We start from the raw sequence: 25850 nt of genomic DNA, 5'->3' as shown, positions 1-25850 counted from the left end.
AATTATTAAAAGTATCATCTCAATAGGTTCATATTGGCCCTAAATCAGACGCATGCAGGTCTAAATAGCGATGATAGTTATCAGGGGGTGGATCATTATCTGTCGGATGTAAGCGATGGTGCCCACGGATGGCGGTGGGTGCAAAACCAAAACGTTTGCGAAAACGTTCAGCAAAACGTGATGCACTCTCGTAGCCCACTTGGCTGGCTATTAATGATATTGGCCAATCAGTACCTTGCAATAAACGCAATGCACTGGTCATGCGGACATCAATCATTAAGTCACGTAATAGTATTTTTTCGGCAGCTAATTTTCGGCGTAATACAACTTCGCTCATCGCCATATGGTCTGCAACTTGTGATGCCGACCATATTTTGTATGGATCAGTCGCCAAACAACGGCGCACTCTCTCACTTAACGAATCACTTTCATTTAATATAAATTTAACGCCACGCTGAGCCAACCAAAGTAACAATTCAAGCATGCGGTGTCTGACGATAGTTGGCGGAATATCACCAATGTCAGATATTGCTTTAAACGTATTGCCGAATGTATTGATGAATTCAGGTGCTAAATTACGTACCGGCATAACGCCGGGAACATACCCAAGACCAGCGGATGCTGGATGATTGGCAAAGGTGGCAATCAAACGGGGATCACAGCGAAGTTGGTGGCTAAAAAATAGTCCGTCGTCAGATAAGCCATTTATTACATCAACTGTTTGGCCACTACTCACCGCGACTATTTCACCGGCCTGTATAATACATTCCTGATTATCCCAGCGAATGATTTTGTACCCACGGTTAACCATAATGAGCAATGGATGCTCAATATAGACGGAGGTGAGTAGCAGCTCTGTGTGTTGAATAACATGTGCCGAGCTACCCACACCGGGGCAAAAATTAATTGTACGTTCCATCGATATTCATTTCACAATTTTAGCCTGAGAATATCTTTACGCTTTGAGTGGCAGAGTAGCAACTCATTTTAATAGAAAATTTACAGTAACTGGCTATTTTAGCGAAAAATATTAAGGGTGAGAATAATAGCCAGCTCGATATGAGTGATTGTTACTGTCAATATAATTCCATGTTAAAAACAATGACAATAAAAATTAATTGGCATGTTAATAATTGCAGTGACATGTAATTTCTTTACAACAAAAGGTGTAATCGTTTTCGGTAACTGACCGCTACTGTGTTTCACCCAGCAGCAATGCATGATCAGGGAATTGACCATAAGTATTATTAACAGCTTGCTGTCGGGTTGATTGCCCGACTAATTCACTGAGTGCATCCAGGCGTAACTGTAATAGACGTTTAATTTCTATTTCATTTTCCAAAATAGCTCTCAATTTCTCACGTAACAGCTCTTGCAACACCTGAGATGAGCATGAGGATATAGTGACGTTTGCCGTGCTTTCTACCGCTTTAAGGTAAGTCATTTCGAGATCAACCAGCGCATCCCAATTCCCCTCAGTTGCCAATGCAAGCATTTGCTCACTGAGTGTCAGGATTTGTTGATATTCGGACAAAAGGTGCTGGTGACGTTCCATTAAATGGGGTCCTAATCAGGTTGATAATTGGGGCCGATCTGCCGCCAGGCGTCTGCAATATTTTCGAGCAAAGCAGACACTTCATTAATTGCCTGTTCGTCATTATGCAAATTGGCATGCAGCAAGCGCCGTGACATATAGTCATATAAAGCTGACAAATTCTGTGCCAGCTCACCGCCTTTTTCCATATCCAGTCCTGCACTCAGCCCATTATCAATAATATTAATGGCTTTTGACAGTGCAGCACCTTTGGCCGGAATATCTCCCTGACTCATCAAGATGCGAGCACGAACCAGGGCGCTTTGCGCCCCGTCGAAGAGCATCACGATCAATTGATGAGGGCTGGCACTCATTACACCACTTTCGACTCCTACGTTTGCGTAAGCTTGAACCCCTGATCGGCTGTACATGCTCTATCCTTTATGAAGAGAATTGTTGAGTTAAGAAATTACCGGTATTGGTTAATGAACTCACCAATTTGTCCAACTGGGTAAATTGTGCCTTATAGCGTTCAATGGTGGCATTAATGCTATCAGTGGTTGAGGTAACCTGTTTCTCTAATGATTTTAATGTCTTGTTAATACCATCAGTGGCTGTCTTTAATGAGCCTTTGGTGGAATCCAGTGCGGTATTTAGCAGGTTATCCATCTGAGTGGCGAAACCGGTGGTTTTGCCATCGCCGACAAAAAATGCTGTTACGTTATTCGGCTGGTCAGTCAGTGCTTTATCAAGTTTCTTCGAATCAATGACTAATTTTCCATCAAGATCTTGAGTAATACCCATCGCTGCCAGGGTTTTCACATCACCGGCCTGGGCAGAGGCTAATTGGCTCTTCAATTGCGTTTGGATGCTGCGCAATGTGCCATCGCCAACTAATGCGCCATTACTGGTTGATTGATCCTTACCCGCTTCAACCGCAGTATATTTGGTTAAAGAAGCAAACGTGGTTTGTAATGAATTATACGCATCGACAAATGTTTGAATCGCAGCTTTGGTCGCGGTGGAGTCACGTGTAATTGTCAGTTGCTCAGGTTCATCTTTTTTTGTTAAGGCTTTCAGGCTGAGTGTAACGCCTTGTGGTGCATCAGTAATGGTATTGCTTTGACGGGTAATGGATACGCCATTTACTGTCAGTGTTGCATCTTCAGCTTTTACTTTTTGTGTTAAAGCGCCACTACCACCGGTGGTGCTTGGGGTGTAGTTCAAAAAGTTGTTTAAAGTGTCATCACCAGAAACACTGACTGTCATTTCTGACTTCGTCCCTGTTTCCTTGGAGGTTAATGCGAGATAGTAAGTATCATCATCCGCTTTCATGATACTGGCGCTGACACTACCTTCTTGTTTATTAATCGCATCGCGAATACCGGTCAACGAGGTCTGCTCACTGGTCAGTTTTACTTCCAGTGGTTTTGTTTGACCGGGTTGAGTGATAGTAATTGTCCGGCTGTCGTTACTATTACCCAGTTTATCTGTGGCGTTCGGCACATCAGAAGAGAGTAATGATTGCGCTTTAGCCAGATTAGTCACTTCAATCGTGTAATTACCTGCTGTCGCACCACTGCTGGTAGTGGCGGCAAAAGCGGTATTGGTGCTGTTAACAGAGGTCGTAGCTAGGGTATCGGCTTTTTTTAGTGCTGCAGATGCCGTTTCGACTTTAGCCAGAGCGCTTTGTAACACGCCATAGGCAGTAAGCTTGCCTTTATAACTGGTCTGCTGGTTGGTTAGCGGAGTTAAGCGGGTTTGTTCCCCGGCACTTAATTTATCCAGTAAAGTGCCTAGCTCCAAATTTGAACCGATACCCAGAGAACTGATACTTGCCATGTCTAATCCTTAATATTCAAGTGTCGTTACAGGGGTTATCGGCCAGAGAATTGAAAAGTTTACACATAAAATGGAATTTATGATGGCTGGAATAACGGGGGATAACAGGGCGCTATTTGCCCTATTGAATAGAGTGATAATTAAAGAAGAGAGAAAAAATAATTTTACCTAAATTTAAAATTATTTCACAGAATGGCTAAAGGTTCCTTAAAGAGCGCCGATACAAGTTGTGACGGTGATGAAGCCGTGGGCAGTAAGCCCAAACCATAACCCAACAGCATTTAAGGAATAACATTATGGCGGTAATTAACACTAACATTCTGTCTCTGACGACTCAGAACAACATGAACAAATCCCAGTCAGCTTTAGGTTCCGCCATTGAGCGTTTGTCCTCTGGTCAACGTATCAACAGTGCGAAAGACGATGCTGCGGGTCAGGCAATCGCTAACCGTTTCACTTCTAACATCAAAGGCCTGACTCAGGCTTCCCGTAACGCAAACGACGGTATCTCTCTGGCACAAACCACTGAAGGTGCGTTGGGCGAAATCAACAACAACTTGCAACGTGTGCGTGAGTTGAGTGTTCAGGCTGCTACCGGTTCTAACTCATCTTCTGACCTGAAATCAATCCAGGACGAAATTAAACAACGTCTGGACGAAATCGACCGTGTATCTGACCAAACTCAGTTCAACGGCGTGAAAGTTCTGGCTGGCAACAGTAGCATGAAAGTTCAGGTTGGCGCTAACGATGGCGAAACTATCAGCATCAATCTGGAAAAAATCGACTCAAAAAGTTTGGGTCTGCAAGGCTTCAACGTTGATGGCGCAAAACAAGCCTCTGTTGATGATTTGACTTCTCAGTTCAAAGCCACTGGGACTAACAACTTTGATGTTGGCGGTGTTGCATATAAAACTGATATCAACAGCGGTGCAGTGACTAAAGCCGGTGTAGCACAATATATTGATGCGGGTACCGGTGCATTCTCCGGCACTGCGACCGCTGCTAACACAGCATCAACTGCTTACACAACTACAGCAACCGCTGGCGCAGAAGCTACTTCTATCGCTGCCGCGTCTGTTGGTAAAGCAACAGGTGATAAATTCACTGCTCAAGGCATGGAATTTACCGTTAAGACTGCGGCTGACGCGAATGGTAACGGTGTTTTCAGTGCTACAGTTGATGGTAAAAGTGTTGATTTCACAACTTCAGCCAGTACTGCACCTGCCGGTACCGCTGCTGAAGTGAAAACTTCTAGCGCTTTATTCACCTCTGTTGTTGGTGGTGGTTTAACCACAAAAGCTGCTGAAACCAACCGCGCTGCAACCTTAGCTGATCTGGATTTACAAGGTGCTACCAAAACTGGCAGTACTTTGACTGTTAACGGTACTGCATACACCGCTAACGCCAAAGGTGATGAAATCACCAATGCGGGTGGCAAAGTAATGTACATGTCACGTACTGCTAACGGCAACACCACCCTGATCAATGAAGATGCTGCTGCATCTCAGAAATCAACTGAAGACCAACTGGCGACTGTTGATAAAGCGCTGGCACAAGTTGATGCGCTGCGTAGTGGTCTGGGTGCGGTACAAAACCGTTTTGACTCAGCTATCACCAACTTGGGTAACACCATCAATAACCTGACTTCAGCTCGTAGCCGTATCCAGGATGCTGATTACTCTACTGAAGTTTCTAACATGAGCCGTGCTCAAATCCTGCAACAAGCAGGGACTTCAGTATTGGCACAAGCAAACCAAGTACCACAAACTGTGCTGTCTCTGCTGCGTTAATTCGCCAGAAAGACCACATTATGTCAACCCCGCTGCGGCGGGGTTTTTATATTACTCACTGGAAAGAGAAAAGAGCACTTTTTCCAGTGGGAATAAGTTTAAACCAGGCGCTAATGGCTTATTTTTAGCGGTTTTCATCTCTATTTCTCGCTCTGTTTTTTCAATGACTGCAATAGGTTAACAGTAAAATTAACGGGCATAAGCCAAATAGCCGCCCTTTTATAGGCCTATTCCAGCGATTGTCTGGCTGACCTGACAGGATAATGGTACGACTCTCTTACCCTTAGGTGCCTGTCTAGTGAGCGATCTGTATACCGCCGAAGGCGTGATGGACAAAAATTCCCTCTGGCAACGCTATGTTCCTTTGGTTCGCCATGAGGCACTGCGTTTGCAGGTTCGCCTGCCGGCCAGCGTGGAGTTGGATGATTTGTTGCAGGCTGGAGGTATTGGTCTGCTGAATGCTGTCGAGCGTTATGACGCTTTGCAAGGGACTGCGTTTACCACTTATGCGGTACAGCGTATACGGGGTGCCATGCTAGATGAACTGCGTAGCCGAGATTGGGCGCCACGCAGTGTGCGTCGTAATGCACGTGAAGTAGCCAGTGCCATGCAACAGGTTGAACAACGGGTGGGGCGCCCTGCAACTGAGCAGGAAGTAGCGCAAATTCTTGATATTAATTTGGCGGAGTACCGTCAGATTTTATTGGATACCAACAATAGCCAACTTTTCTCCTATGACGAATGGCGGGAAGAGCATGGTGAAAGTGTCGAACCCCTGCTGGAAGGGCATGAGGATGCCAATCCATTGCAACATTTGTTGGAAGGAAATCTGCGTCAACGCGTGATTGAAGCGATCGAGGCATTGCCGGAACGCGAAAAGATGGTGCTGACGTTGTATTACCAGGAAGAGCTGAACCTGAAAGAAATCGGAGCGGTGCTTGAGGTCGGGGAGTCCCGCGTCAGCCAGCTTCATAGCCAGGCGATAAAACGCTTACGCGCCCGCCTGAATAACGACTCTTAATTCACTTCCGCTCAGTGATATCACAGTTTCTATTTTATTAATGCAGGTCTTCTTATGCCAGGACTTCAGTTAAAAAAACGGCCACTGAGCCGTTATTTAAAAGATTATAAACACGGCCAAACTCATTGTTCACATTGTCATAAAGAACTTGACCGTATGGCGTTGGTTTTCCGTGGACAAATCATTAATAAAGAAGCTATCTCCGGTATGGATCAGCCCATTGACGATCAAGTATGGTCAAAGCTTCAGCATGAGTTGACTGCATTATGTCGTTTTTGCAGCGAAATATATTGTAATAGCACGCCCGGTTATTTCGATATTATGGCGTTCAAGCAATATTTATTTGAACAAACTGAGATGAGCCATAGTACTGTTCGCGAATATGTTGTGCGCCTACGTCGTCTGGATGAAATGTTGGTTGCCACTAATTATCCGGCCGAAAAGTTTGCCAGTGAGACCATGCATCAGCGCATTATTGATGAGTTGCCTAATGCGGCGCATAACAATTATCGTATTGCCTTGCGTAAATATGATCAGTATCTGGAATGGCAAAAAAATTACTGAGACTGGTACGTGCGTTCAGGCAGTTGAGAAAACTCTGTATTTTCGCTAACAGCGTCGCGAGTATAACGCGAAACCCTTCAGTCATTATTTTACGCCCGGCAAGGTTCCCCGTGCCGGGTTAATACCCTTCATTCTGTACGCTGTAGAGGTGTTAGCTACCCTCGTTCCCTCGAATGACTGACTTGATTAAGCTGAGTAGTGCCACCCTCTACAGCTTGAAATCGCTAAGTATCGTCTATTTATTCCGCATATTACGTTATTCCCCTGCGCTATCGTCAACGACATCTATAATAAAAATAAGTGATTATTGGTGTTACATCTGATAAATCTATATTTCCTCTTGGTACTTGCAGCCGCAGGGGTTAGTTACATTGACTTATCCGTACCTACCTACACGCCAAGTTCGTTGGGCAACAGTTGACTTATTAATTCCCTGGGGGATCCGTGACGTTTCAACACAAACTGGCGCAATTTCCGCGTCTAGATCTGGTCGGCAATCCGACGCCATTGGAAAAACTATCTCGACTCTCCGATTATCTGGGGCGTGAAATTTATATCAAACGTGATGATGTAACACCTCTGGCATTAGGGGGGAACAAATTACGTAAGTTAGAGTTTTTGGCAGCAGATGCGTTAAGTCAGGGCGCGGATACGCTGGTTACCGCGGGCGCTATTCAGTCTAATCATGTCCGCCAAACAGCAGCAGTTGCGGCGAAATTGGGGCTGCGTTGTGTCGCATTGCTTGAGAATCCGATTGGCACGGCACAGGAAAATTATCTGACCAACGGCAATCGGTTACTATTGGGTCTATTTAACGTAGAAGTAGTGATGTGCGACGGGTTACATGACCCGAACCAACAATTGGCTGAGCTGGCAACCCGTCTGGAGGCTCAGGGCTTTCGGCCGTATGTGGTGCCGGTTGGTGGTTCTAATGCCTTAGGCGCTTTAGGTTATGTGCAATGTGCATTAGAGATTGCGGCTCAGTCGGCTGGGAATGTCACTTTTAGCTCGGTGGTTGTGGCATCGGGCAGTGCGGGCACCCACGCAGGTCTGGCAGTAGGGTTGCAACAATTATTGCCTGATGCCGAGTTGATTGGGGTGACCGTATCGCGTAAAGCCGATGAGCAACGCCCTAAAGTGGCGCATATTCAGCAAGAGTTAGCTGCGTCCCTGGGGATTACCGGGGAGCAGGCAGAAATTATCTTGTGGGATGATTATTTCGCCCCGCAATATGGCATGCCGAACGATGAAGGGTTGGCAGCTATTGGGCTGTTGGCAAGGCTTGAAGGTGTACTGCTCGATCCGGTGTATACCGGCAAGGCGATGGCGGGTTTACTGGATGGTCTTGCGCAGAAAAAGTTTCGCGATGAGGGTCCAATTCTGTTTATCCACACCGGTGGTGCACCCGCATTGTTTGCTTATCATCCACGGGTGTAACCTTTAGTTATTGCTTATTCCGTTTATAGCTATCGTTATTAGTTTATATTCCTTTATTCCATTAACAGCACTGATAAAGTGCTGAATATCAAAAAATAAACATGACAGTCGGGGTATTTATGGGTTTTTCAATTGTTCGTCGCCGGTTAGTTCTGGGCATGGTGGCAGTCGCACTGGCAACAGGCTTGAATGTGAAGTCTTATGCTGCAGGTGATTTGCTGAGTCAGGTCAAAGATCGAGGAACTCTGATTGTTGGGCTGGAGGGCACTTATCCGCCGTTCAGTTTCCAAGGTGAAGATGGGAAACTCACTGGGTTTGAAGTGGATTTTGCTAATGCATTAGCAGAACACATGGGCGTTAAGGCCAAAATCACCCCGACTAAATGGGATGGCATGTTGGCTTCATTGGAGTCCAAGCGTATTGATGTGGCGATTAACCAAGTCACCATTTCTGAAGAACGTAAGAAAAAATATGATTTCTCAACGCCTTATACCATTTCTGGTATTCAGGTGCTGACTAAGAAAGGTAACGAAGGTAACTTCACTAAACCTGAAGATTTGCAAGGCAAGAAAGTCGGTGTTGGCTTGGGTAGTAACTACGAACAATGGTTACGTGACAACCTGAAAGGTGTTGATATTCGCACCTATGATGATGACCCAACTAAATATCAGGATCTGCGTGTAGGCCGTACGGACGCCATTTTGGTTGACCGTTTAGCTGCATTGGATCTGGTAAAGAAAACCAATGGTACTCTTGCTGTTGCAGGCCCGGCGTTTGCTCGTCAGGAGTCTGGCGTAGCATTGCGTAAGAACAACCCAGAGTTGTTAGCGGCAATCAATCAGGCGATCACTGAGATGCAAAAAGATGGCACGTTGGCCAAAATCTCTGAGAAATATTTTGGTGCGGACGTAACTAAATAATGCAAGAAAGTATTCAATTGGTGCTGGATTCAGCACCATTTTTATTGAAAGGTGCCTGGTTTACCCTCCAGCTCAGTCTGGGGGGGATGTTTTTTGGTCTGGCATTAGGTTTTATGTTGGCCATGATGCGGTTATCTCGTTTCTTGCCGTTATCACTCCTTTCTCGTTTCTATGTCTCCATTTTCCGTGGTACTCCATTAATAGCTCAGCTATTTATGATCTATTATGGTCTGCCACAGTTCGGCATTGAACTGGATCCGATGCCTGCTGCATTGATCGGTCTATCACTTAATACCGCCGCTTATACATCTGAGACATTGCGTGCTGCTATTTCGTCAATTGAGAAAGGGCAGTGGGAAGCGGCGGCCAGTATCGGTATGACACGTTGGCAGACACTTTATCGGGTGATATTGCCGCAAGCCGGGCGCACCGCATTACCTCCGCTAGGGAACAGTTTTATCGGTCTGGTAAAAGATACCTCTTTGGCGGCGACTATCCAGGTTCCTGAACTTTTCCGTCAGGCGCAATTGGTCACTTCCCGTACATTGGAAGTTTTCACTATGTATCTGGCGGCCTCGTTGATTTATTGGGTCATGGCGACATTGTTGTCAGCATTACAAAATCGGCTGGAAGCCCATGTTAATCGTCAGGATCAGGAGTAGCCATGAGTGCCATAGACATTAAACAACTGACCAAACAGTTTAAAGGTCAGCAGGTGCTGCACGGTATCTCACTTGAAGTAAATAGCGGTGAAGTGGTGGCGATCATCGGGCCGAGTGGCTCAGGTAAAACGACTTTATTGCGCAGTATTAATCTACTGGAGGTCCCTGATTCAGGGATTATTCGTGTCGGTGATATTGAGATTGATGGCAGCATACCTATCAGCAAGCAGCAACGTCAGGTGCGCGCACTGCGCCAACAGGTCGGGTTTGTGTTTCAGAGCTTCAATTTGTTTCCACACCGTTCGGTGCTGGAGAATATTATTGAAGGGCCGGTTATTGTTAAAGGCGAAAAGCGAGCCTCTGCGGAGAAACGTGCTCGTGAACTGCTGGCAAAAGTAGGGCTAAGTGGGAAAGAAGATGCTTACCCACGCCGTTTATCCGGTGGTCAGCAGCAGCGGGTTGCCATAGCACGAGCATTAGCAATGCAACCACAGGTTATTCTGTTTGATGAACCGACGTCAGCGTTGGATCCTGAACTGGTGGGGGAGGTTCTCAACACTATCCGCGCACTGGCTGAGGAAAAACGCACCATGGTGATTGTGACGCATGAAATGAGCTTTGCCCGCGATGTGGCTGACAGGGCTATTTTTATGGATCACGGACGGATTGTTGAGCAAGGTCCAGCAAAAGAGTTATTTGCCCATCCGCAGCATGAGCGTACTCGGTTATTCCTTGATAAGTTCCTGAACAATCACTGAGTCATTTACTGCGAAGCTGATAGCCAGACTCAGCGAAATAGGGGGCACTTTTGGGCCCCCAGTTTTATCAAATCATCCTACAAAAAGGCTTCCAGCTTAAGGCGAAGCGCGGTAGCTTTAACTTCCTTCATCTGCCCATGACCCGGTAATACTTTTTGTTCGACGGTGACCAACCCCGCTTTTTTCAAAATAGCCACATCACGGGTGACGGCACTGCGATCCCGTTTTAAACGGGTTGAAAGGGAGGTGATAGAGCCGGGGTGCATTTTTACCGCCCGTAGCAGAACAATGCGCGCAGCACTTAATATCCGCACCATCGCTAATGGGTCTTCAAAGGTAATAGTGTGTTCTTCAGGTAAGGCTTTCCCTGCATCTGCCAGAGCCGCGAGTTGTTTGCCTCGTTTGAAAAAATCATCTTCCGTTGCTGTTTTGATGACGAGTTTGTCCATTAACTTCTCCTTAATGAAGTCCAATCCTTCTGAAAGCAATCCTCTATCTGTTCAAAGCTGACAAAATCAACTGCTTCAATGCCACCTAAGTAATGGCGATGGTGAAAACCATGCGCATTGTCGTAACCTATTACGCGACCATTATCACCCTGTGATAAATGGTGATTGATATAGGCTAAATTATAACGGGTGATAGTACCGACCCGATCAGCCCATATTTCACGGCGTAATTGACCATTACCCCGCCGGTTAGCAATTTGATGAGTCTCATCGACAATCTTTTTATCAGACATGAATATTATTATCACTCCTGAGAGGGGTTGTACATAAGATCTTCACTAAGAAGAAAGCTAGGGACGTATACAGTTCCGTCATTTGTCTGAATTTATAATGAGTTAATTACCAGGAAAGGCTCAACAGAGTGATGTCAAATATGCGAGAGGCTGCCAGAGGAAAATAGTTTCATACCCGTTTTACATCAGGGAATGCGGCATATATCGAATAATAACCCGTCAGTTGCGACCGGAGTCTACGTAAAGAATAAGGTCCCGAAGGACCTTATTGGTGCAGGCACTCTAAGTGCGAAAAAGAGTGGGCTTAGTTAGCTAGCCGATGGTCATCAGGCTGGCATTTCCTCCCGCTGCGGCGGTATTCACACTCAGTGAGTGCTCAATCAGCAGGCGTTCCAGCAGTATATTTGTTTCACCACGGGCGAAGCCCTGTACCGAGACAATTGGCCCCTCAATTTGAGCTATCTGCTCACACAAGGTGCGCAATTGATCAGCATCACCGTGATAGATAACGGCATCAAACGGTACGTTGGCGGTTTGCCAGTCATGGGTAAGGGTAATTTGGGATTGCACTACCGCCGGTAGCTGGCGTAACAGATCCTTTTGTATCCCCTGTTCTGGCCATAAGATCTCGCAGCCGATTGCCAGAACGGCTGCCAGTTGTATTAGAGCATCAGTGTCATTATCCGCCAGACAAAGAACACGTTCACGCGGTAGTAGGGTATAACTGTTGCGCTCACCGGTTGGCCCAGGCAATAACTGTATGGTGCCACCTTGCGCCAGTTCGCCATAGCGCTGCGCTAAAGGCACTAATTCAGCATATTGTTGTTTGTCAGCCCATTGTATTAGAGCGCGATGGGCTATTTGTAATGCTTCGCGACCAGCCATATTCTGTGGTTGCTCAATATTTTGATGTGCCAGTGTCTTAAGAACCGCATCTTCTGGGCGGCTGCACAACAGACGATACAGATACAGTGGACCACCCGCTTTAGGGCCGGTTCCTGACAACCCTTCACCACCAAAAGGTTGTACGCCAACCACCGCCCCAACCATATTGCGGTTAACGTAGAGGTTGCCTACTTTAGCTTTTTCAGTGACTTGGGCGATAGTTTCATCAATACGGGTGTGAATGCCCAAGGTTAAACCATAGCCGGATGCGTTGATTTGATCGACTAAGGCGCCAAGGTTCTGACGCTGGAAACGTACCACATGCAGTACCGGCCCGAAGATCTCTTTTTTCAACTCATCAAAGCTATCCAGCTCTATTAATGTTGGCTTAATAAAGGTACCGCGTTGCCACTCGGTTTCGTCCTGACTGTTGGTGCGGGCAGCCTGGTAAACTTTACGCCCTTTGGCGCGCATGGCCTGAATATGGCGCTCAATCCCAGCTTTGGCCTCGGCATCAATCACCGGCCCAATATCTGTAGACAGGCGTTCTGGATTACCCATCCGGCACTCGGCCATCGCGCCACGCAACATTTGCAACGTGTGCTCAGCAACATCATCCTGAATGCAAAGAATACGCAAGGCCGAACAACGTTGGCCCGCGCTGTCAAAGGCTGATGCGACGACATCGGTCACCACCTGTTCCGTCAATGCAGAGGAATCAACAATCATGGCATTGAGGCCACCGGTTTCGGCAATCAGTGGCGTTGGGCGGCCCTGAGGATCAAGGCGGCCTGCGATGCTGCGTTGCAAAATAGCAGCGACTTCGGTTGAGCCGGTAAACATCACGCCGCGCACACGGTTGTCATTGACCAATGTCGCCCCAACGTTGTCGCCTCGGCCGGGTAATAGTTGTAGCACGCCGTGAGGAATACCGGCCTCTAGCAAGATACGTACAGCTTGCGCAGCAATCAGTGGCGTTTGTTCCGCCGGTTTTGCTAATACACTGTTACCGGCAGCTAATGCTGCGGCAATCTGGCCGGTAAATATTGCCAACGGGAAGTTCCATGGGCTGATACAGACCACGGGGCCGAGAGGACGATGGCTATCATTAGAGAAGTTGTCTCGGACCATTCCAGCATAATAGTGTAGAAAATCAACAGCCTCACGCACTTCGGCAATGGCATTACTGAAGGTTTTACCCGCCTCTCGTACCAGTATCCCCATCAACGCTTGCATCTGACTTTCCATCAGTTCGGCGGCGCGCACTAAAATAGCCGCACGCTCGGCCGGTGGCGTTGCAAACCAGATAGCCCCCGCGCGGCCAGCCGCATCTAGCGCACGACTGATTTCAGCATCCGTTGTTTCGCGAACGTAACCGACGATATCAGCGGGTTCTGCTGGGTTGATAACGGCCAGGTTATCAAGTGCTATACCGCTATCACTTTCTGCGCCAATCATCGGTTCTGCCCGCCATATCTGGCTGGCACTGGTGAGGAGGGCACTGGAGAGCGAGGCCAAACGGTGTTCGTTGGCCAAATCTAATCCGCTGGAATTGGCTCTATCTTTACCGTAGAGGTCGCGTGGTAACGGGATTCGTGGATGAGGCAAACCAAGTTGCCCTTCACTGGCGGCGATGGCTTCTACAGCACTAACAGGATCAGCGACCAGTTCATCCAGTGGCAGAGTGGTATCGGCAATGCGATTGACAAACGATGTGTTGGCCCCGTTTTCCAGCAGGCGGCGTACCAGATACGCCAGTAAGGTTTCGTGGGTACCGACCGGAGCGTAAATACGACATGGGCGATTAAGCTTACCCTCGGCAACTTTCCCGACGACTTGTTCATATAGCGGTTCCCCCATGCCATGCAGGCATTGGAACTCATACTGGCCGGGGTAATAATTTTGCCCTGCAAGATGATAGATAGCGGACAAGGTATGCGCGTTATGAGTGGCAAATTGGGGATAAATCAGATTAGGTACGGCCAGTAATTTACGCGCGCAAGCCAGATAAGAAACATCGGTATACACCTTGCGGGTATAAACCGGATAACCTTCTAACCCATCAACTTGAGCGCGTTTAATCTCGCTGTCCCAGTATGCGCCTTTGACTAAGCGAATCATCAGCCGGCGGCGGCTGCGCTGGGCCATATCTATCACGGCATCAATAGTAGCGGGGCAACGTTTTTGGTATGCCTGAATGACGAAGCCGATACCGTTCCAACCTGCCAATTTTGGCTCGAAACAGAGTTTTTCCAGCAGATCGAGGGAGATTTCCAGACGATCAGCCTCTTCTGCATCAATGTTAATGCCAATATCATACTGCCGTGCTTGCAAGGTCAACGATAATAGCCGTGGATACAGCTCATCCATTACTCGTTCATATTGAGCACGGCTATAGCGAGGGTGCAGGGCGGACAGCTTAATTGAGATACCTGGCCCTTCATAAATTCCCCTGCCATTTGAGGCTTTGCCGATAGCATGGATTGCTTGTTGATAGGAGAGCAGATAAGCCTGAGCATCTGCCTCTGTCAGTGCTGCCTCACCCAACATATCGTAAGAGTAACGGAATCCTTTATCTTCCAGTTTACGGGCGTTCGCCAATGCCTCGGCAATGGTCTCGCCGGTCACAAATTGCTCGCCCATCAGCCGCATCGCCATATCCACACCTTTGCGGATCAATGGCTCACCACCTTTACCGATAATACGATTTAAGGAGCCGGAGAGCTTAGCCTCATTATGAGTAGAGACCAGATGGCCGGTAAAGAGCAGTCCCCAGGTCGCCGCATTGACAAACATCGACGGGCTGCGCCCCAAATGAGAGTGCCAGTTGCCGTTACTGATTTTATCGCGGATCAGTGCATCACGAGTGGGCTTATCAGGAATACGCAGTAGTGCTTCCGCAAGACACATCAATGCCACACCCTCTTGTGACGAGAGGGAGAACTCTTGCAGTAAGCTTTGCACGATACCCGCGCGACCATTAGCACTCTTCTGGTTACGCAATTTTTCAGCAATGGAATAGGCCAACTTATGGGTTTCTTGCGCTAAATCGGCCGGTAAACGTGCTTGCTCCAATAACATCGGTATGGCTTCAGTTTCGGGACGACGATAGGCCGCAGTGATGGCCGCACGAGTTACTGATTGTGGTAGCACTTGCTCGGCAAAATCTAAAAATGGTTGATGTGCGCTTTCAGTGACTTGCGGCATAATATCGTCCGTTTCCGCGATAGGGGTCACATGGGGTGTTGGCAATTCGGGTAGCTCACTGCCACTTTCCAGTCGTTCCAAATAGTTAAAAATGGCCTGCTTGATCAGCCAGTGTGGCGTGCGGTCAATACGCTGTGCCGCGCCCTTGATACGGTCGCGTGTTGCTTCATCGAGTTTCACGCCCATTGTGGTGCTACCCATGCTGTCCGGCTCCTTTAATAAGGGGGGTTATGATTTGATTCCTGATAATATCAGGCATGTTGCAACTTTGTGCAACCGTGTTAAATCACGGCGTGAATGAAGTGTGAATTCAGTCTTGTTTTTAACAATCAAGCGGGGCGTCGGAGGGATCGAATATTATGTTTAACTAAGGCTAATGCTAACAATGGTAGGCTTTGTGAGGGATTAACCTTAGGTATGACTCATTTTGCAATGGAAGGTGTAACCTCTAACATGGCGTAATGTGATGCAGGGTGAATTTTTTGTAAAAAATTTGTTTAATTTGTTGTGGGTAAGGAAACTCCTCCACTAGGATAGCCACCGCGAGATGGCCGTTCGCCAGCGAATAGTTGTGCTGGTAGTTTATTTGAGTTCGAGATTCATCTCTGGTGCAACTGAGTGTCACGTTCCGGCTCTCCAGAGTGAAAACATGACACCGCACTGAGCGGAAAGAACTCAAAATAGCGGGATATATTAAAACGATAATACGCACTATGGAGACGTTGCATGACCATGAATACGCCAATGTTGGTGACTTTTTTAGTTTACATTTTTGGGATGATATTAATTGGCCTCATGGCCTACCGGGCAACCAATAACTTTGATGATTATATTCTGGGTGGGCGAAGTTTAGGCAGTGTGGTCACTGCATTATCTGCCGGTGCTTCCGATATGAGTGGCTGGTTATTAATGGGATTACCGGGGGCGATATTCCTGTCGGGTATTTCCGAGAGCTGGATAGCCATTGGTTTAACGATTGGTGCTTATCTTAACTGGAAGTTGGTCGCAGGCCGTTTGCGGGTTCATACCGAAGCCAATAACAATGCACTGACATTGCCTGATTATTTCACCAGCCGTTTTGAAGATAAGAGTAAATTGCTGCGGGTGATATCAGCGGTAGTTATCTTGGTTTTCTTCACTATTTATTGCGCTTCAGGAATCGTTGCCGGTGCGCGTTTATTCGAAAGTACGTTTGATATGAGCTATGGCACCGCATTATGGGCTGGTGCTGCGGCTACCATCGCCTATACCTTTATTGGCGGTTTCCTCGCAGTAAGCTGGACGGATACAGTACAAGCAACGCTGATGATTTTTGCTCTGATCCTGACCCCGATTATTGTTATTCTGGCGGTGGGAGGTATCGACACTTCCATGATGGTCATTGCTGCGAAAAATCCGGCGAATATTGACATGTTTAAAGGGCTGAATCTGGTTGCCATCCTCTCTCTACTCGGTTGGGGATTGGGTTATTTTGGTCAGCCACATATTCTGGCGCGTTTTATGGCGGCAGACTCTCACCGTACTATTCGTAGTGCACGCCGCATCAGTATGACTTGGATGATCCTCTGTCTGGCAGGGACCATCGCGGTGGGCTTCTTTGGTATTGCTTACTTTGAAAACCATCCTGAACAAGCCGGGAATGTGAGCCAAAATGGCGAACGTGTTTTCATTGAGTTAGCTAAATTACTCTTCAATCCATGGATTGCCGGTATTTTACTGTCCGCTATTCTGGCAGCCGTCATGAGTACCTTAAGCTGCCAGTTACTGGTGTGTTCTAGTGCGTTGACGGAAGACCTGTACAAAGCATTCCTGCGTAAAAAGGCCAGTCAGAAAGAGTTAGTGTGGGTCGGCCGTGCCATGGTGTTGCTGGTGGCATTGATAGCTATCGCACTGGCAGCGGACCCGGATAATCGGGTTCTTGGTCTGGTTAGCTATGCATGGGCCGGTTTTGGCGCCGCATTTGGTCCTGTGGTTCTTATCTCGGTGATTTGGCCACGAATGACTCGCAATGGTGCACTGGCAGGGATGTTGCTCGGTGCTATTACGGTTATCGTCTGGAAGCAATATGCCTGGTTGGGCTTGTATGAAATTATACCAGGCTTCCTATTTGCCAGTATCGCCATTGTGGTGGTGAGCTTGTTGGGCAATACACCAAGTAATACCATTACTGAACGTTTCCGTAATGCTGAAGCGGAGTTTAAAACCATTTAATAGCGCACACATGCTGTTATTAATGGCATTTACTTTTGCTTAACATAGCCTCCTGTACCACAGGAGGCTTTTTTTTGCTGAAAATTGCGCCAGATATCGATAAATAGGCTGAGAGGGCGGTGCAAGCTAAAAAAACCGTATCTTAATGAATTTATTTGTTATTTAACCCGGCAGAAACAACTTGCCACAGTTTGTTTAACAATATTCTTATTTAGCCTCTTGAATTTCTTTTTGCCAGAATGATAATCACTATCGTTCTTAGTTTTACTTTTCTTTACGTAAATTGACGTTACTCATAATTACATATTTATACCCATATCCAGCGCAGGGGTGCTTAGCATGTTTGTCCCATTTCTAATTATGTTTCGTGAAGGGCTGGAAGCCGCGCTGATTGTTAGCTTGATCGCCAGTTACCTTAAGCGTACTCAACGCGGTCAATGGATGGGGGCAGTGTGGATTGGAGTAGTAACGGCAGCCGCGCTATGCCTTGCTATCGGCATCTTTATTAATGAAACCACGGGTGAGTTTCCGCAAAAACAGCAAGAGCTGTTTGAAGGTATTATTGCGGTGGTCGCAGTTTGCATTTTAACCTATATGGTTTTCTGGATGCGCAAGGTATCCAAGTCAGTCAAAGTCCATCTGGAAGGGGCAATTGATAATGCCCTCAACTCAGGCCGCAGTCAGGGCTGGGCATTGGTGGCGATGGTCTTTTTTGCCGTGGCCCGCGAAGGGCTTGAATCGGTATTCTTCTTACTGGCGGCTTTCCAGCAGGATGTCGGGATTGGCGCGCCAATTGGCGCAATACTTGGCCTGACCTGCGCCATTTTAGTGGGGATGGCTATCTACTGGGGCGGCGTTAAGTTGCATCTGGCTAAATTTTTCAAATGGACCAGCCTGTTTATCTTGTTTGTCGCCGCAGGCCTGGCCGCCGGAGCTATCAGAGCCTTCCATGAAGCCGGTCTGTGGAATCATTTTCAGGATATCGCGTTCGATTTGACGAATGTGCTCTCCACTCATTCACTGCTCGGCACCTTCCTTGAAGGGATGTTTGGCTATCAGGAAGCACCAACAATTAGCGAAGTTGCGGTCTACTTTATCTATCTGATTCCGGCACTGATGCTCTTTTTCCTTCCACCACGCACTACGGCGGCCACAATTGCCGCTGCTGCGCGGAAAACTAACCAATAATTCAGGAATTTTCACATGTCTAACCGGTTCTTCCGTCGCACTGCATTGCACGCCGCGTTACTGGCACTACCTGTTGTGGCTATCAACGTACAAGCAGCTGATATTCCACAAATTAAAATTACCGTTAACGATAAGCAGTGTGAGCCGATGGCGCTGTCTATTCCTGCCGGTAAAACTCAATTTATTGTCCATAATGCCAGTCAGAAAGGGTTGGAGTGGGAGATCCTCAAAGGCGTGATGGTGGTTGAGGAACGCGAAAATATTGCCCCGGGTTTTACCCAGAAGATGACGGCTAATCTGGAGCCGGGTGAATACGATATGACCTGTGGCTTACTCAGCAACCCGAAAGGTAAATTGACAGTTACGGCGGCCGGTGATCACGCTGCGGTAAAACCGGACGCGATGGCATTGGTCGGGCCAATTGCCGAATATAAAGTCTATGTAACACAAGAAGTTGCCCAATTAGTCACGCAAACTAAAGCCTTTACTGATGCAATCAAGAAAGGCGATTTGGCTCTGGCGCGCAAGTTGTATGCGCCAACCCGCCAGCATTATGAGCGTATCGAGCCGATTGCTGAATTGTTCTCAGATTTGGATGGCAGTATCGATGCCCGTGAGGACGATTTTGAGCAGAAGGCCGCTGATCCGAAATTTACCGGTTTTCATCGGTTAGAAAAAATCCTGTTTGGTGACAACACCACTAAAGGCGCGGATAAATTCGCCGACCAACTGTACAAGGACACCCTGGAACTGCAACAACGTATCACCGGCCTGACATTTGCGCCAAATAAAGTGGTTGGTGGTGCTGCGGGCTTAATCGAAGAGGTTGCGGCCAGCAAAATCAGTGGTGAAGAAGACCGTTACAGCCGTACTGATCTGTGGGATTTCCAAGCCAACGTTGATGGAGCACAGAAAATTGTTAATCTGCTGCGGCCATTGCTGGAAAAAGCCGACCAGCCGCTGCTGCAAAAAATCGATGCTAACTTCAAAACCGTCGATAGCGTATTGGCGAAATATCGCACGAAAGAGGGTTATGAGTCTTACGAGAAGTTAACTGACGCCGATCGTAATGCTATGAAAGGGCCGATTACGGCACTGGCGGAAGACCTTGCTCAGCTTCGTGGCGTATTGGGTTTGGATTGAGGCATTAAGATGAGTAAGAAAACCGGCCCGCAACACGGGTCGTATCAACATGATAACGGGGCGGCATTGCCGTCCCGTCGGCGTTTACTGCTGGGTATGGGCATGATGAGTGGTGCCTTGGCGCTTGGCGGGGCAAAGATAGCCCGAGCGGCAGATTGCCCTGCACCCGAGGCTGCACTTGCGCAAGATGAACGCTGGCAGAAGCAGCCCTTTTATGGTCAGCATCAGTCAGGGGTATTAACCCCACAGCAAGCGGCCATGATGCTGGTAGCATTTGATGTATTGGCCACTGATAAGGCGGCCTTGACCCGATTATTCAAACTGCTGACTGAACGGCTGGCCTTCCTGACCCGCGGTGGGCATGCACCTTCGGTTAATGCCAAATTGCCACCGCTGGATTCTGGAATTATGGGGCCGGAAATTTACCCGGATAACCTGACCATTACGGTTTCTGTGGGGGATTCTTTGTTTGATGAGCGGTTTGGTTTGCAGGGACAGAAACCACTGCGGCTACAAAGAATGACGCGCTTCCCCAATGATTCACTGGATGCGGGTTTGTGTCATGGTGATATCTTGCTGCAAATTTGTGCTAATACCAATGAAACGGTGATTCACGCTCTGCGCGATATTATCAAGCACACGCCAGATTTACTCAGTGTGCGGTGGAAGCGTGAAGGTTTTATTTCTGCTCATGCGGCCCGTAGCAAAGGTAAAGAAACGCCAATCAATTTGTTGGGTTTTAAAGATGGCACTGCGAATCCCAAAACCAGTGATAAGCCGCTGATTAATCAAATAGTATGGGTTCAGGACAATATCGGTGAGCCCGCATGGGCAGTCGGGGGTAGCTATCAGGCGGCGCGGATTATTCGCTTTAAAGTGGAATTCTGGGATCGCACACCGTTACAAGAACAGCAGACTATCTTTGGCCGTGATAAACATAGCGGTGCACCCTTGGGGAGCATACATGAACATGATGAGCCGGATTACACCAAAGATCCCGATGGCAACGTGATTAAGCTAGATGCACATATCCGGCTGGCAAATCCACGTACCGCAGAAACTCAGAATAACCTGATGTTACGCCGTGGCTACAGTTACTCGCTGGGAGTGTCAAATTCAGGGCAACTGGACATGGGCTTGCTGTTTGTCTGCTACCAATCTGATTTGGAAAAGGCGTTCCTGACGGTACAAAAACGGTTGAACGGTGAGGCATTAGAAGAGTATGTCAAACCGATCGGTGGGGGATATTTCTTCGTGTTACCTGGGGTGGTTGATGCTAACCACTATCTGGCACAAGGGCTGCTTGAAGCCTAACTCTGTTTAATGAGTAAGCAAGAGCACCGCTTTCATGCGGTGCTTTTTTATTGCCAGACAGCAGGGTTGATGCTTAAAGCTGATTTGAACGCTACTTGCCAAGCCCTGATATGGGCTGAATATTAAGCGAAACTAACCCCGCTGCGGTATTAGGTATTATGAAGGGCGTTAGCTTACCAGTTTGGCGGTAATTTTTGCCACATGCTCGCCCTGGAAACGGGCGATAGCAAGCTCTTCAGCAGTTGGCTGACGGGAGCCATCACCACCGGCAATGGTTGTTGCACCATATGGGGTACCGCCACGGGTCTGTGAAACATCAAATAACTCTTTGGCCCCATAGCCGATTGGCACGATGATAAAACCGTGGTGGGCTAATGTGGTCCACGTGGAGGTGATGGTGTGCTCTTGTCCGCCGCCAGTACCGGTTGAGGAGAATACACTGGCAACTTTGCCGTACAGTGCACCAGAAGCCCATAGCCCGCCGGTTTGATCGAGGAAGGTACGCATTTGCCCTGCCATATTACCGAAACGGGTTGGGGTACCAAAAATGATGCCATCGTAATCGGCCAGTTCTTGCGGCGTTGCGACCGGGGCTTGCTGGTTGTTTTTGCCGCCGGCATTGGCGAAGGCGTCTGGTGGCATGGTTTCAGGGACTCGCTTGATGGTCACTTCAACACCGCTGACTTTTTGGGCACCTTCGGCAATCGCACCGGCAAGTGTTTCGATATGCCCATACATGGAATAGTAAAGCACTAAAATTTTCGCCATCTCGCTATGCTCCAATCAAATTTATTGAATAATGCTGATGATGTAATCATAGTCGCTGCTAATGACACCTATTAACCATACGCCAATATAATCAGGCTGCAACTTATTAGTCGTGCGGAAAGTGAACGGGATATGAGGTAACCTTCTCTTTCTGCTGGTTTTATTAGCGCAATATTGTTACAGATTACGTAACTTCTTTTGCAGGCGTTTTTGCTGCCAGCGCTCGACCCAATTACCCAGCAATAACAGATTTATTGCGCGCAGACACAGCGGGATACTTAGCCCTAGCACTACCCACCAGGCCCACATATAGCCAGGTGACGTAAACCAATTGATAGCAAACAGCACTGCACACAGAATAACCGCCCGCAGTAACTGACGCAGTAAAGACATTTCATCCTCAACCGCTTTGCGGGCATCAATGACGCGTTGGTCAACGGCTTGCGACGGGGTGCTCTGTTCCTGAGAGACATTTGGGCAATACAGCTCACTGACTTTCAGATCCATGACGGCCGCAATAGCACTCAGTGTTTCCAGGCTGGCTTGTTCACCATTCTCTATGCGTTGAATCGTGCGCACACTCAGACTGCAAAGTTCAGCCAACTGTTCTTGTGACCAGGCCCGGGCCAACCGCAATTCACGAATACGATAGATGTTCATACTGATTTTCCTATGGGGTTTGAAGCGATATCAACAAACCTATGCTTAAGCCCTCGTCACTGCCACGACAGCAGCATGACATGTTCCCGACAGCTTTCTGACACGCTTATCACAACTTATTTAACCGCAGTTGCGAGCATTTTACCGCGATGATCCTGCACATGGCGTGACGTCTTGGTCATAAAACGCCTTAACGCTCTTGATTGAGCTTTTTGGCACACTAACAGAGCGTTATGGCACAATGTAAACAAGCCTGTTTGCGTAAGCTACTAACTTACCTCACAGGAGAACCATCATGAAAAAAATAGCACTGTCTCTGGCGATTATCGCAATGTCATTATCTGCTCAGGCACAAACCTTCAGCGTCAAAAGTAGCGATATGCCTGAAGGTAGACCCTTACAAACCCAGCAGGTTTTTAACGGATTTGGCTGTGATGGCGGGAATCAATCGCCACAGCTTTCATGGCAGGGTGCGCCCGCAGGAACCAAAAGCTTCGCCATTACCGCTTATGATCCTGATGCCCCGACGGGGAGTGGCTGGTGGCATTGGACGGTGGTGAATATCCCCGCCGATGTTCATTCATTGGCAACTAATGCTGGGCAGAGCAAAAATAGCACTTTACCTGTTGGTGCTGTTCAGGGGCGCAATGACTTCGGCTATGCGGGATTCGGAGGGGCTTGCCCACCAGCAGGAGATAAACCTCATCGCTATCAGTTCACGGTGTGGGCATTGAAAACAGATAAATTACCCCTCAGTAGTGATGCCAGTGGTGCATTGGTGGGTTTTATGCTCAACAGTAATGTGATTGCGAAAACGCAACTGGTTGCCACTTATGGCCGCTAATTATTAATCCAAGAGCAGGAAGTATGCAGCAGATAAATCATAGCCAGATGGCTATCTCCAGCGCTGAAATTGTTGCCCGCCAAGCACATACGTTGCATCGGGTCACCGTGTTTTCACCGGCACTGTGCCATGTCCGTCAGGGCAGTAAATTGGTGCAATGGGGGGCACAGGCTGCCAGTGCGGGGCAATCGTCGCTTATTTTGTTTCCTGCCGGTATCGAAGTCAGTATCGCGAATACCCCGGACCGGGGGCATTATTGTTCTGATATGGTCTATCTGCCGCAAAGTTTATTACGCCAGTTTCGCCACTGGTACGGTGCCTCGGCGGTGACGCCAGTGGCAACTGCATCGCTATGTGTTCCTCTGGATAGCCATACCCGCCTTGCATGGGATAGCTTATTGCTCAACGTGAAGTGTCATGCGCCAGATGCGCTCTTACAGCATGCGGCGATGGGGGTTTTATTGGCGCTGCACTTGGCTGGGCAGGCAGGGACGTTATTAATCGACCGACGAGATAAATGGGCGGAACAGGTACAACAAGTTTTACTGCTCGATCCGGCGCGCAACTGGAGCGTGAGTGATGTCGCCCACTCTTTGCATCTTGGGGATTCAACTTTGCGGCGCAAACTGATGCAAGAAGATCGCAGTTTTCGCGTGATTCTGGAAGAGGTTCGTATGGGGTGTGCATTAAATGCATTACAAACCACATCACTTTCGATTGGCGAGATCGCTGCACAGCACGGTTATATTTCACCATCCCGTTTTACTTCACGTTTTCAGCGGCATTTTGGCTTAACGCCACGCCGATTACGCGAAGCAATCACGGCAGCCTAAGTATATCTGTATAAAAACCTTACTCCCGTGCAGGGGAGTAAGGTGATGATAATAAAACAACCGCTATAGGTGATGATGACGCCTTACTGATTACGGTTGTCGTACAAGTAGCTTCTGCGCTTCTTCAAGATGAGATAACCAATGGTCAGAATGACAAACCACAGCGGCGTCACTATCAGGGCTTGGCGGGTATCACTTTCCAAGGTTAACAGCACCAGGACAAAGGCAAAGAACGCCATACATACCCACGACATGAAAATACCAGCGGGCATTTTATAGATGGATTTCTTATGTAATGCCGGGCGTCTTTTGCGATACACCAGGTAAGAGCAAAGGATGATGGTCCAGACGAACATAAACAGAATCGCTGAAACTGTGGTGACCAGTGTAAACACCGTCATTACGTTCGGGATTAGGTAAATGAGAACCACACCACCTAGCAAACAGATACAAGAGAATGTCAGGCCGGATGCGGGGACGGAACGGCGCGACAGCTTACCAAATTGCTTTGGTGCATCACCTTCTTTTGCCAAACCGAACAACATACGGCTGGTGGAAAACACGCCACTGTTAGCTGACGAAGCCGCCGAGGTTAGGACCACAAAGTTGATCACACTCGCTGCGGCAGGTAACCCGACCAGAACGAATAACTCAACAAACGGGCTTTTATCGGCAACTACTGAACTCCATGGTGTCACTGACATAATCATAATCAATGAGAAAACATAGAACATGATGATGCGGATAGGGATGGAGTTAATAGCACGTGGTAATACCACTTCAGGATCTTTGGTTTCAGCAGCGGTGGTCCCAACTAACTCAATACCGACAAAAGCAAAAACGGCTATCTGGAAGCCCGCAAAGAATCCACTGATTCCTTTCGGGAACATCCCACCATCATTCCATAAATGGGTAAATGATGCGGTGGTACCCGAAGGGGACTGATAACTCATTAACACCATGGTTAAGCCGGCAAAGATCAGTGCCACAATTGCCACAATTTTAATCATGGCAAACCAGAACTCCATTTCCCCGAACATTTTTACCGTGGCCAAATTCAGTGATAGCAACAGTAAAACCACTAGCAGTGAGGCAACCCACTGGGAGAAACCGGGGAACCAAAATTGGGCGTAAGCCGTGATGGCAACCACATCAGCGATCCCGGTGATGACCCAACAAAACCAGTAGGTCCAGCCGGTGAAAAAACCAGCCCAAGGACCGAGTAAGTCGGCGGCGAAATCACTAAATGATTTATATTTCAGATTCGATAGCAGCAGCTCACCCATGGCCCGCATCACGAAAAACAGCATAAAACCGATTATCATATAAACGAAAATAATCGACGGCCCGGCAAGGCTGATGGTTTTACCCGATCCCATAAACAATCCGGTACCTATAGCCCCGCCAATAGCAATTAGCTGGATATGGCGGTTGGAGAGGCTTCGTTGAAGATGCTCTTCAGGTTCCGGCAACTGTTCTGCCACTATCTTGGATTGGTCTACCATCTTTCCCATTCCCTCTTCCTGT

Annotated in this window: 23 protein-coding genes; 13 read left to right on the top strand and 10 right to left on the bottom strand. The window is 47.9% G+C overall.

Going from position 1 to position 25850, the window contains the following annotated elements; translation table 11 throughout:
- Nucleotides 1-28: 28 nt before the first annotated feature.
- The 4 genes from V1956_RS15295 to fliD all read right to left on the bottom strand — a co-directional run bounded on the left by V1956_RS15295 (nt 29) and on the right by fliD (nt 3376).
- Nucleotides 29-919 carry a helix-turn-helix transcriptional regulator gene (locus tag V1956_RS15295; protein WP_372558747.1) on the bottom strand — a complete coding sequence of 297 codons (891 nt, stop codon included), beginning with the start codon at nt 917-919 and terminating at the stop codon, nt 29-31.
- Between the two features lie 273 nt (nt 920-1192).
- Nucleotides 1193-1555, bottom strand: a complete 363-nt coding sequence (gene fliT / locus V1956_RS15290) for a flagella biosynthesis regulatory protein FliT (protein ID WP_050084340.1) — start codon at nt 1553-1555, stop codon at nt 1193-1195.
- 11 nt (nt 1556-1566) lie between these two features.
- Nucleotides 1567-1965 carry a flagellar export chaperone FliS gene (fliS, locus tag V1956_RS15285; protein ID WP_050084339.1) on the bottom strand — a complete coding sequence of 133 codons (399 nt, stop codon included), beginning with the start codon at nt 1963-1965 and terminating at the stop codon, nt 1567-1569.
- Nucleotides 1966-1975: 10 nt separating this feature from the next.
- On the bottom strand, nt 1976-3376 hold the full coding sequence (gene fliD, locus V1956_RS15280) for a flagellar filament capping protein FliD (RefSeq protein ID WP_372558748.1): 1401 nt from the start codon (nt 3374-3376) through the stop codon (nt 1976-1978).
- A 293-nt stretch (nt 3377-3669) separates the two neighbouring features.
- Here fliD and V1956_RS15275 point away from each other — a divergent pair, with 293 nt between their 5' ends.
- From V1956_RS15275 to tcyN, 7 genes are all read left to right on the top strand, one after another.
- Nucleotides 3670-5166, top strand: a complete 1497-nt coding sequence (locus V1956_RS15275; RefSeq protein ID WP_420071447.1) for a flagellin N-terminal helical domain-containing protein — start codon at nt 3670-3672, stop codon at nt 5164-5166.
- Nucleotides 5167-5464: 298 nt separating this feature from the next.
- Nucleotides 5465-6187, top strand: a complete 723-nt coding sequence (locus V1956_RS15270; RefSeq protein WP_083159139.1) for an RNA polymerase sigma factor FliA — start codon at nt 5465-5467, stop codon at nt 6185-6187.
- A gap of 54 nt (nt 6188-6241) precedes the next feature.
- A complete protein-coding gene (gene fliZ / locus V1956_RS15265; protein ID WP_005189397.1) occupies nt 6242-6751 on the top strand; it encodes a flagella biosynthesis regulatory protein FliZ in 510 nt (169 codons plus the stop codon).
- Between the two features lie 444 nt (nt 6752-7195).
- The gene (locus tag V1956_RS15260; RefSeq protein ID WP_372558749.1) at nt 7196-8188 is read left to right on the top strand and encodes a D-cysteine desulfhydrase; all 993 of its coding nucleotides are present in this window, start codon (nt 7196-7198) and stop codon (nt 8186-8188) included.
- A gap of 119 nt (nt 8189-8307) precedes the next feature.
- The gene (gene tcyJ / locus V1956_RS15255; RefSeq protein WP_083159137.1) at nt 8308-9108 is read left to right on the top strand and encodes a cystine ABC transporter substrate-binding protein; all 801 of its coding nucleotides are present in this window, start codon (nt 8308-8310) and stop codon (nt 9106-9108) included.
- Nucleotides 9108-9770 carry a cystine ABC transporter permease gene (gene tcyL / locus V1956_RS15250; protein ID WP_083159136.1) on the top strand — a complete coding sequence of 221 codons (663 nt, stop codon included), beginning with the start codon at nt 9108-9110 and terminating at the stop codon, nt 9768-9770. The genes tcyJ and tcyL overlap by 1 nt, the downstream gene beginning before the upstream one ends.
- Before the next feature lie 2 nt (nt 9771-9772).
- Nucleotides 9773-10528 carry an L-cystine ABC transporter ATP-binding protein TcyN gene (tcyN, locus tag V1956_RS15245; protein WP_005189402.1) on the top strand — a complete coding sequence of 252 codons (756 nt, stop codon included), beginning with the start codon at nt 9773-9775 and terminating at the stop codon, nt 10526-10528.
- Nucleotides 10529-10605: 77 nt separating this feature from the next.
- Here the strand turns inward: tcyN and V1956_RS15240 are convergent, their stop codons facing one another.
- The 3 genes from V1956_RS15240 to putA all read right to left on the bottom strand — a co-directional run bounded on the left by V1956_RS15240 (nt 10606) and on the right by putA (nt 15563).
- Nucleotides 10606-10977 carry an HVO_A0114 family putative DNA-binding protein gene (locus V1956_RS15240; protein WP_372558750.1) on the bottom strand — a complete coding sequence of 124 codons (372 nt, stop codon included), beginning with the start codon at nt 10975-10977 and terminating at the stop codon, nt 10606-10608.
- Nucleotides 10977-11270: a toxin-antitoxin system TumE family protein gene (locus tag V1956_RS15235; protein WP_372558751.1), complete on the bottom strand. Its 294-nt coding sequence runs from the start codon at nt 11268-11270 to the stop codon at nt 10977-10979. The genes V1956_RS15240 and V1956_RS15235 overlap by 1 nt, the downstream gene beginning before the upstream one ends.
- Before the next feature lie 312 nt (nt 11271-11582).
- The gene (gene putA, locus V1956_RS15230) at nt 11583-15563 is read right to left on the bottom strand and encodes a trifunctional transcriptional regulator/proline dehydrogenase/L-glutamate gamma-semialdehyde dehydrogenase (protein WP_442825292.1); all 3981 of its coding nucleotides are present in this window, start codon (nt 15561-15563) and stop codon (nt 11583-11585) included.
- A 525-nt stretch (nt 15564-16088) separates the two neighbouring features.
- Here putA and putP point away from each other — a divergent pair.
- From putP to efeB, 4 genes are all read left to right on the top strand, one after another.
- Complete coding sequence (gene putP / locus V1956_RS15225) at nt 16089-17573, top strand: sodium/proline symporter PutP (RefSeq protein WP_083159131.1); 1485 nt, start codon at nt 16089-16091, stop codon at nt 17571-17573.
- A gap of 339 nt (nt 17574-17912) precedes the next feature.
- Complete coding sequence (efeU, locus tag V1956_RS15220; protein WP_372558753.1) at nt 17913-18761, top strand: iron uptake transporter permease EfeU; 849 nt, start codon at nt 17913-17915, stop codon at nt 18759-18761.
- A gap of 15 nt (nt 18762-18776) precedes the next feature.
- Nucleotides 18777-19904, top strand: a complete 1128-nt coding sequence (gene efeO, locus V1956_RS15215) for an iron uptake system protein EfeO (RefSeq protein ID WP_442825291.1) — start codon at nt 18777-18779, stop codon at nt 19902-19904.
- Between the two features lie 9 nt (nt 19905-19913).
- The gene (gene efeB / locus V1956_RS15210) at nt 19914-21218 is read left to right on the top strand and encodes an iron uptake transporter deferrochelatase/peroxidase subunit (RefSeq protein ID WP_442825290.1); all 1305 of its coding nucleotides are present in this window, start codon (nt 19914-19916) and stop codon (nt 21216-21218) included.
- A gap of 168 nt (nt 21219-21386) precedes the next feature.
- Here efeB and wrbA read toward each other — a convergent pair whose 3' ends face one another.
- Together wrbA and V1956_RS15200 are read right to left on the bottom strand one after the other, a co-directional pair.
- Complete coding sequence (gene wrbA, locus V1956_RS15205; RefSeq protein ID WP_083159127.1) at nt 21387-21986, bottom strand: NAD(P)H:quinone oxidoreductase; 600 nt, start codon at nt 21984-21986, stop codon at nt 21387-21389.
- 177 nt (nt 21987-22163) lie between these two features.
- Complete coding sequence (locus V1956_RS15200) at nt 22164-22646, bottom strand: helix-turn-helix domain-containing protein (protein ID WP_372558756.1); 483 nt, start codon at nt 22644-22646, stop codon at nt 22164-22166.
- Nucleotides 22647-22941: 295 nt separating this feature from the next.
- On the opposite strand from V1956_RS15200, the gene V1956_RS15195 reads away from it, so the two are divergent.
- Both V1956_RS15195 and V1956_RS15190 read left to right on the top strand, forming a co-directional pair.
- On the top strand, nt 22942-23490 hold the full coding sequence (locus V1956_RS15195) for a kinase inhibitor (protein ID WP_420074664.1): 549 nt from the start codon (nt 22942-22944) through the stop codon (nt 23488-23490).
- Nucleotides 23491-23513: 23 nt separating this feature from the next.
- Nucleotides 23514-24323, top strand: coding sequence for a helix-turn-helix transcriptional regulator (locus V1956_RS15190; protein WP_372558758.1), 810 nt, complete (start codon nt 23514-23516; stop codon nt 24321-24323).
- 83 nt (nt 24324-24406) lie between these two features.
- Here V1956_RS15190 and cycA read toward each other — a convergent pair whose 3' ends face one another.
- On the bottom strand, nt 24407-25828 hold the full coding sequence (gene cycA, locus V1956_RS15185) for a D-serine/D-alanine/glycine transporter (protein ID WP_193784822.1): 1422 nt from the start codon (nt 25826-25828) through the stop codon (nt 24407-24409).
- Between the last annotated feature and the right edge of the window lie 22 nt (nt 25829-25850).

Source organism: Yersinia sp. 2540 StPb PI (assembly GCF_052217165.1).
GTDB classification, from domain to species: Bacteria; Pseudomonadota; Gammaproteobacteria; order Enterobacterales; family Enterobacteriaceae; genus Yersinia; species Yersinia enterocolitica_E.
Note: the sequence above shows the minus strand (reverse complement) of the source record. Positions and strands in the feature narration are given on the sequence as shown.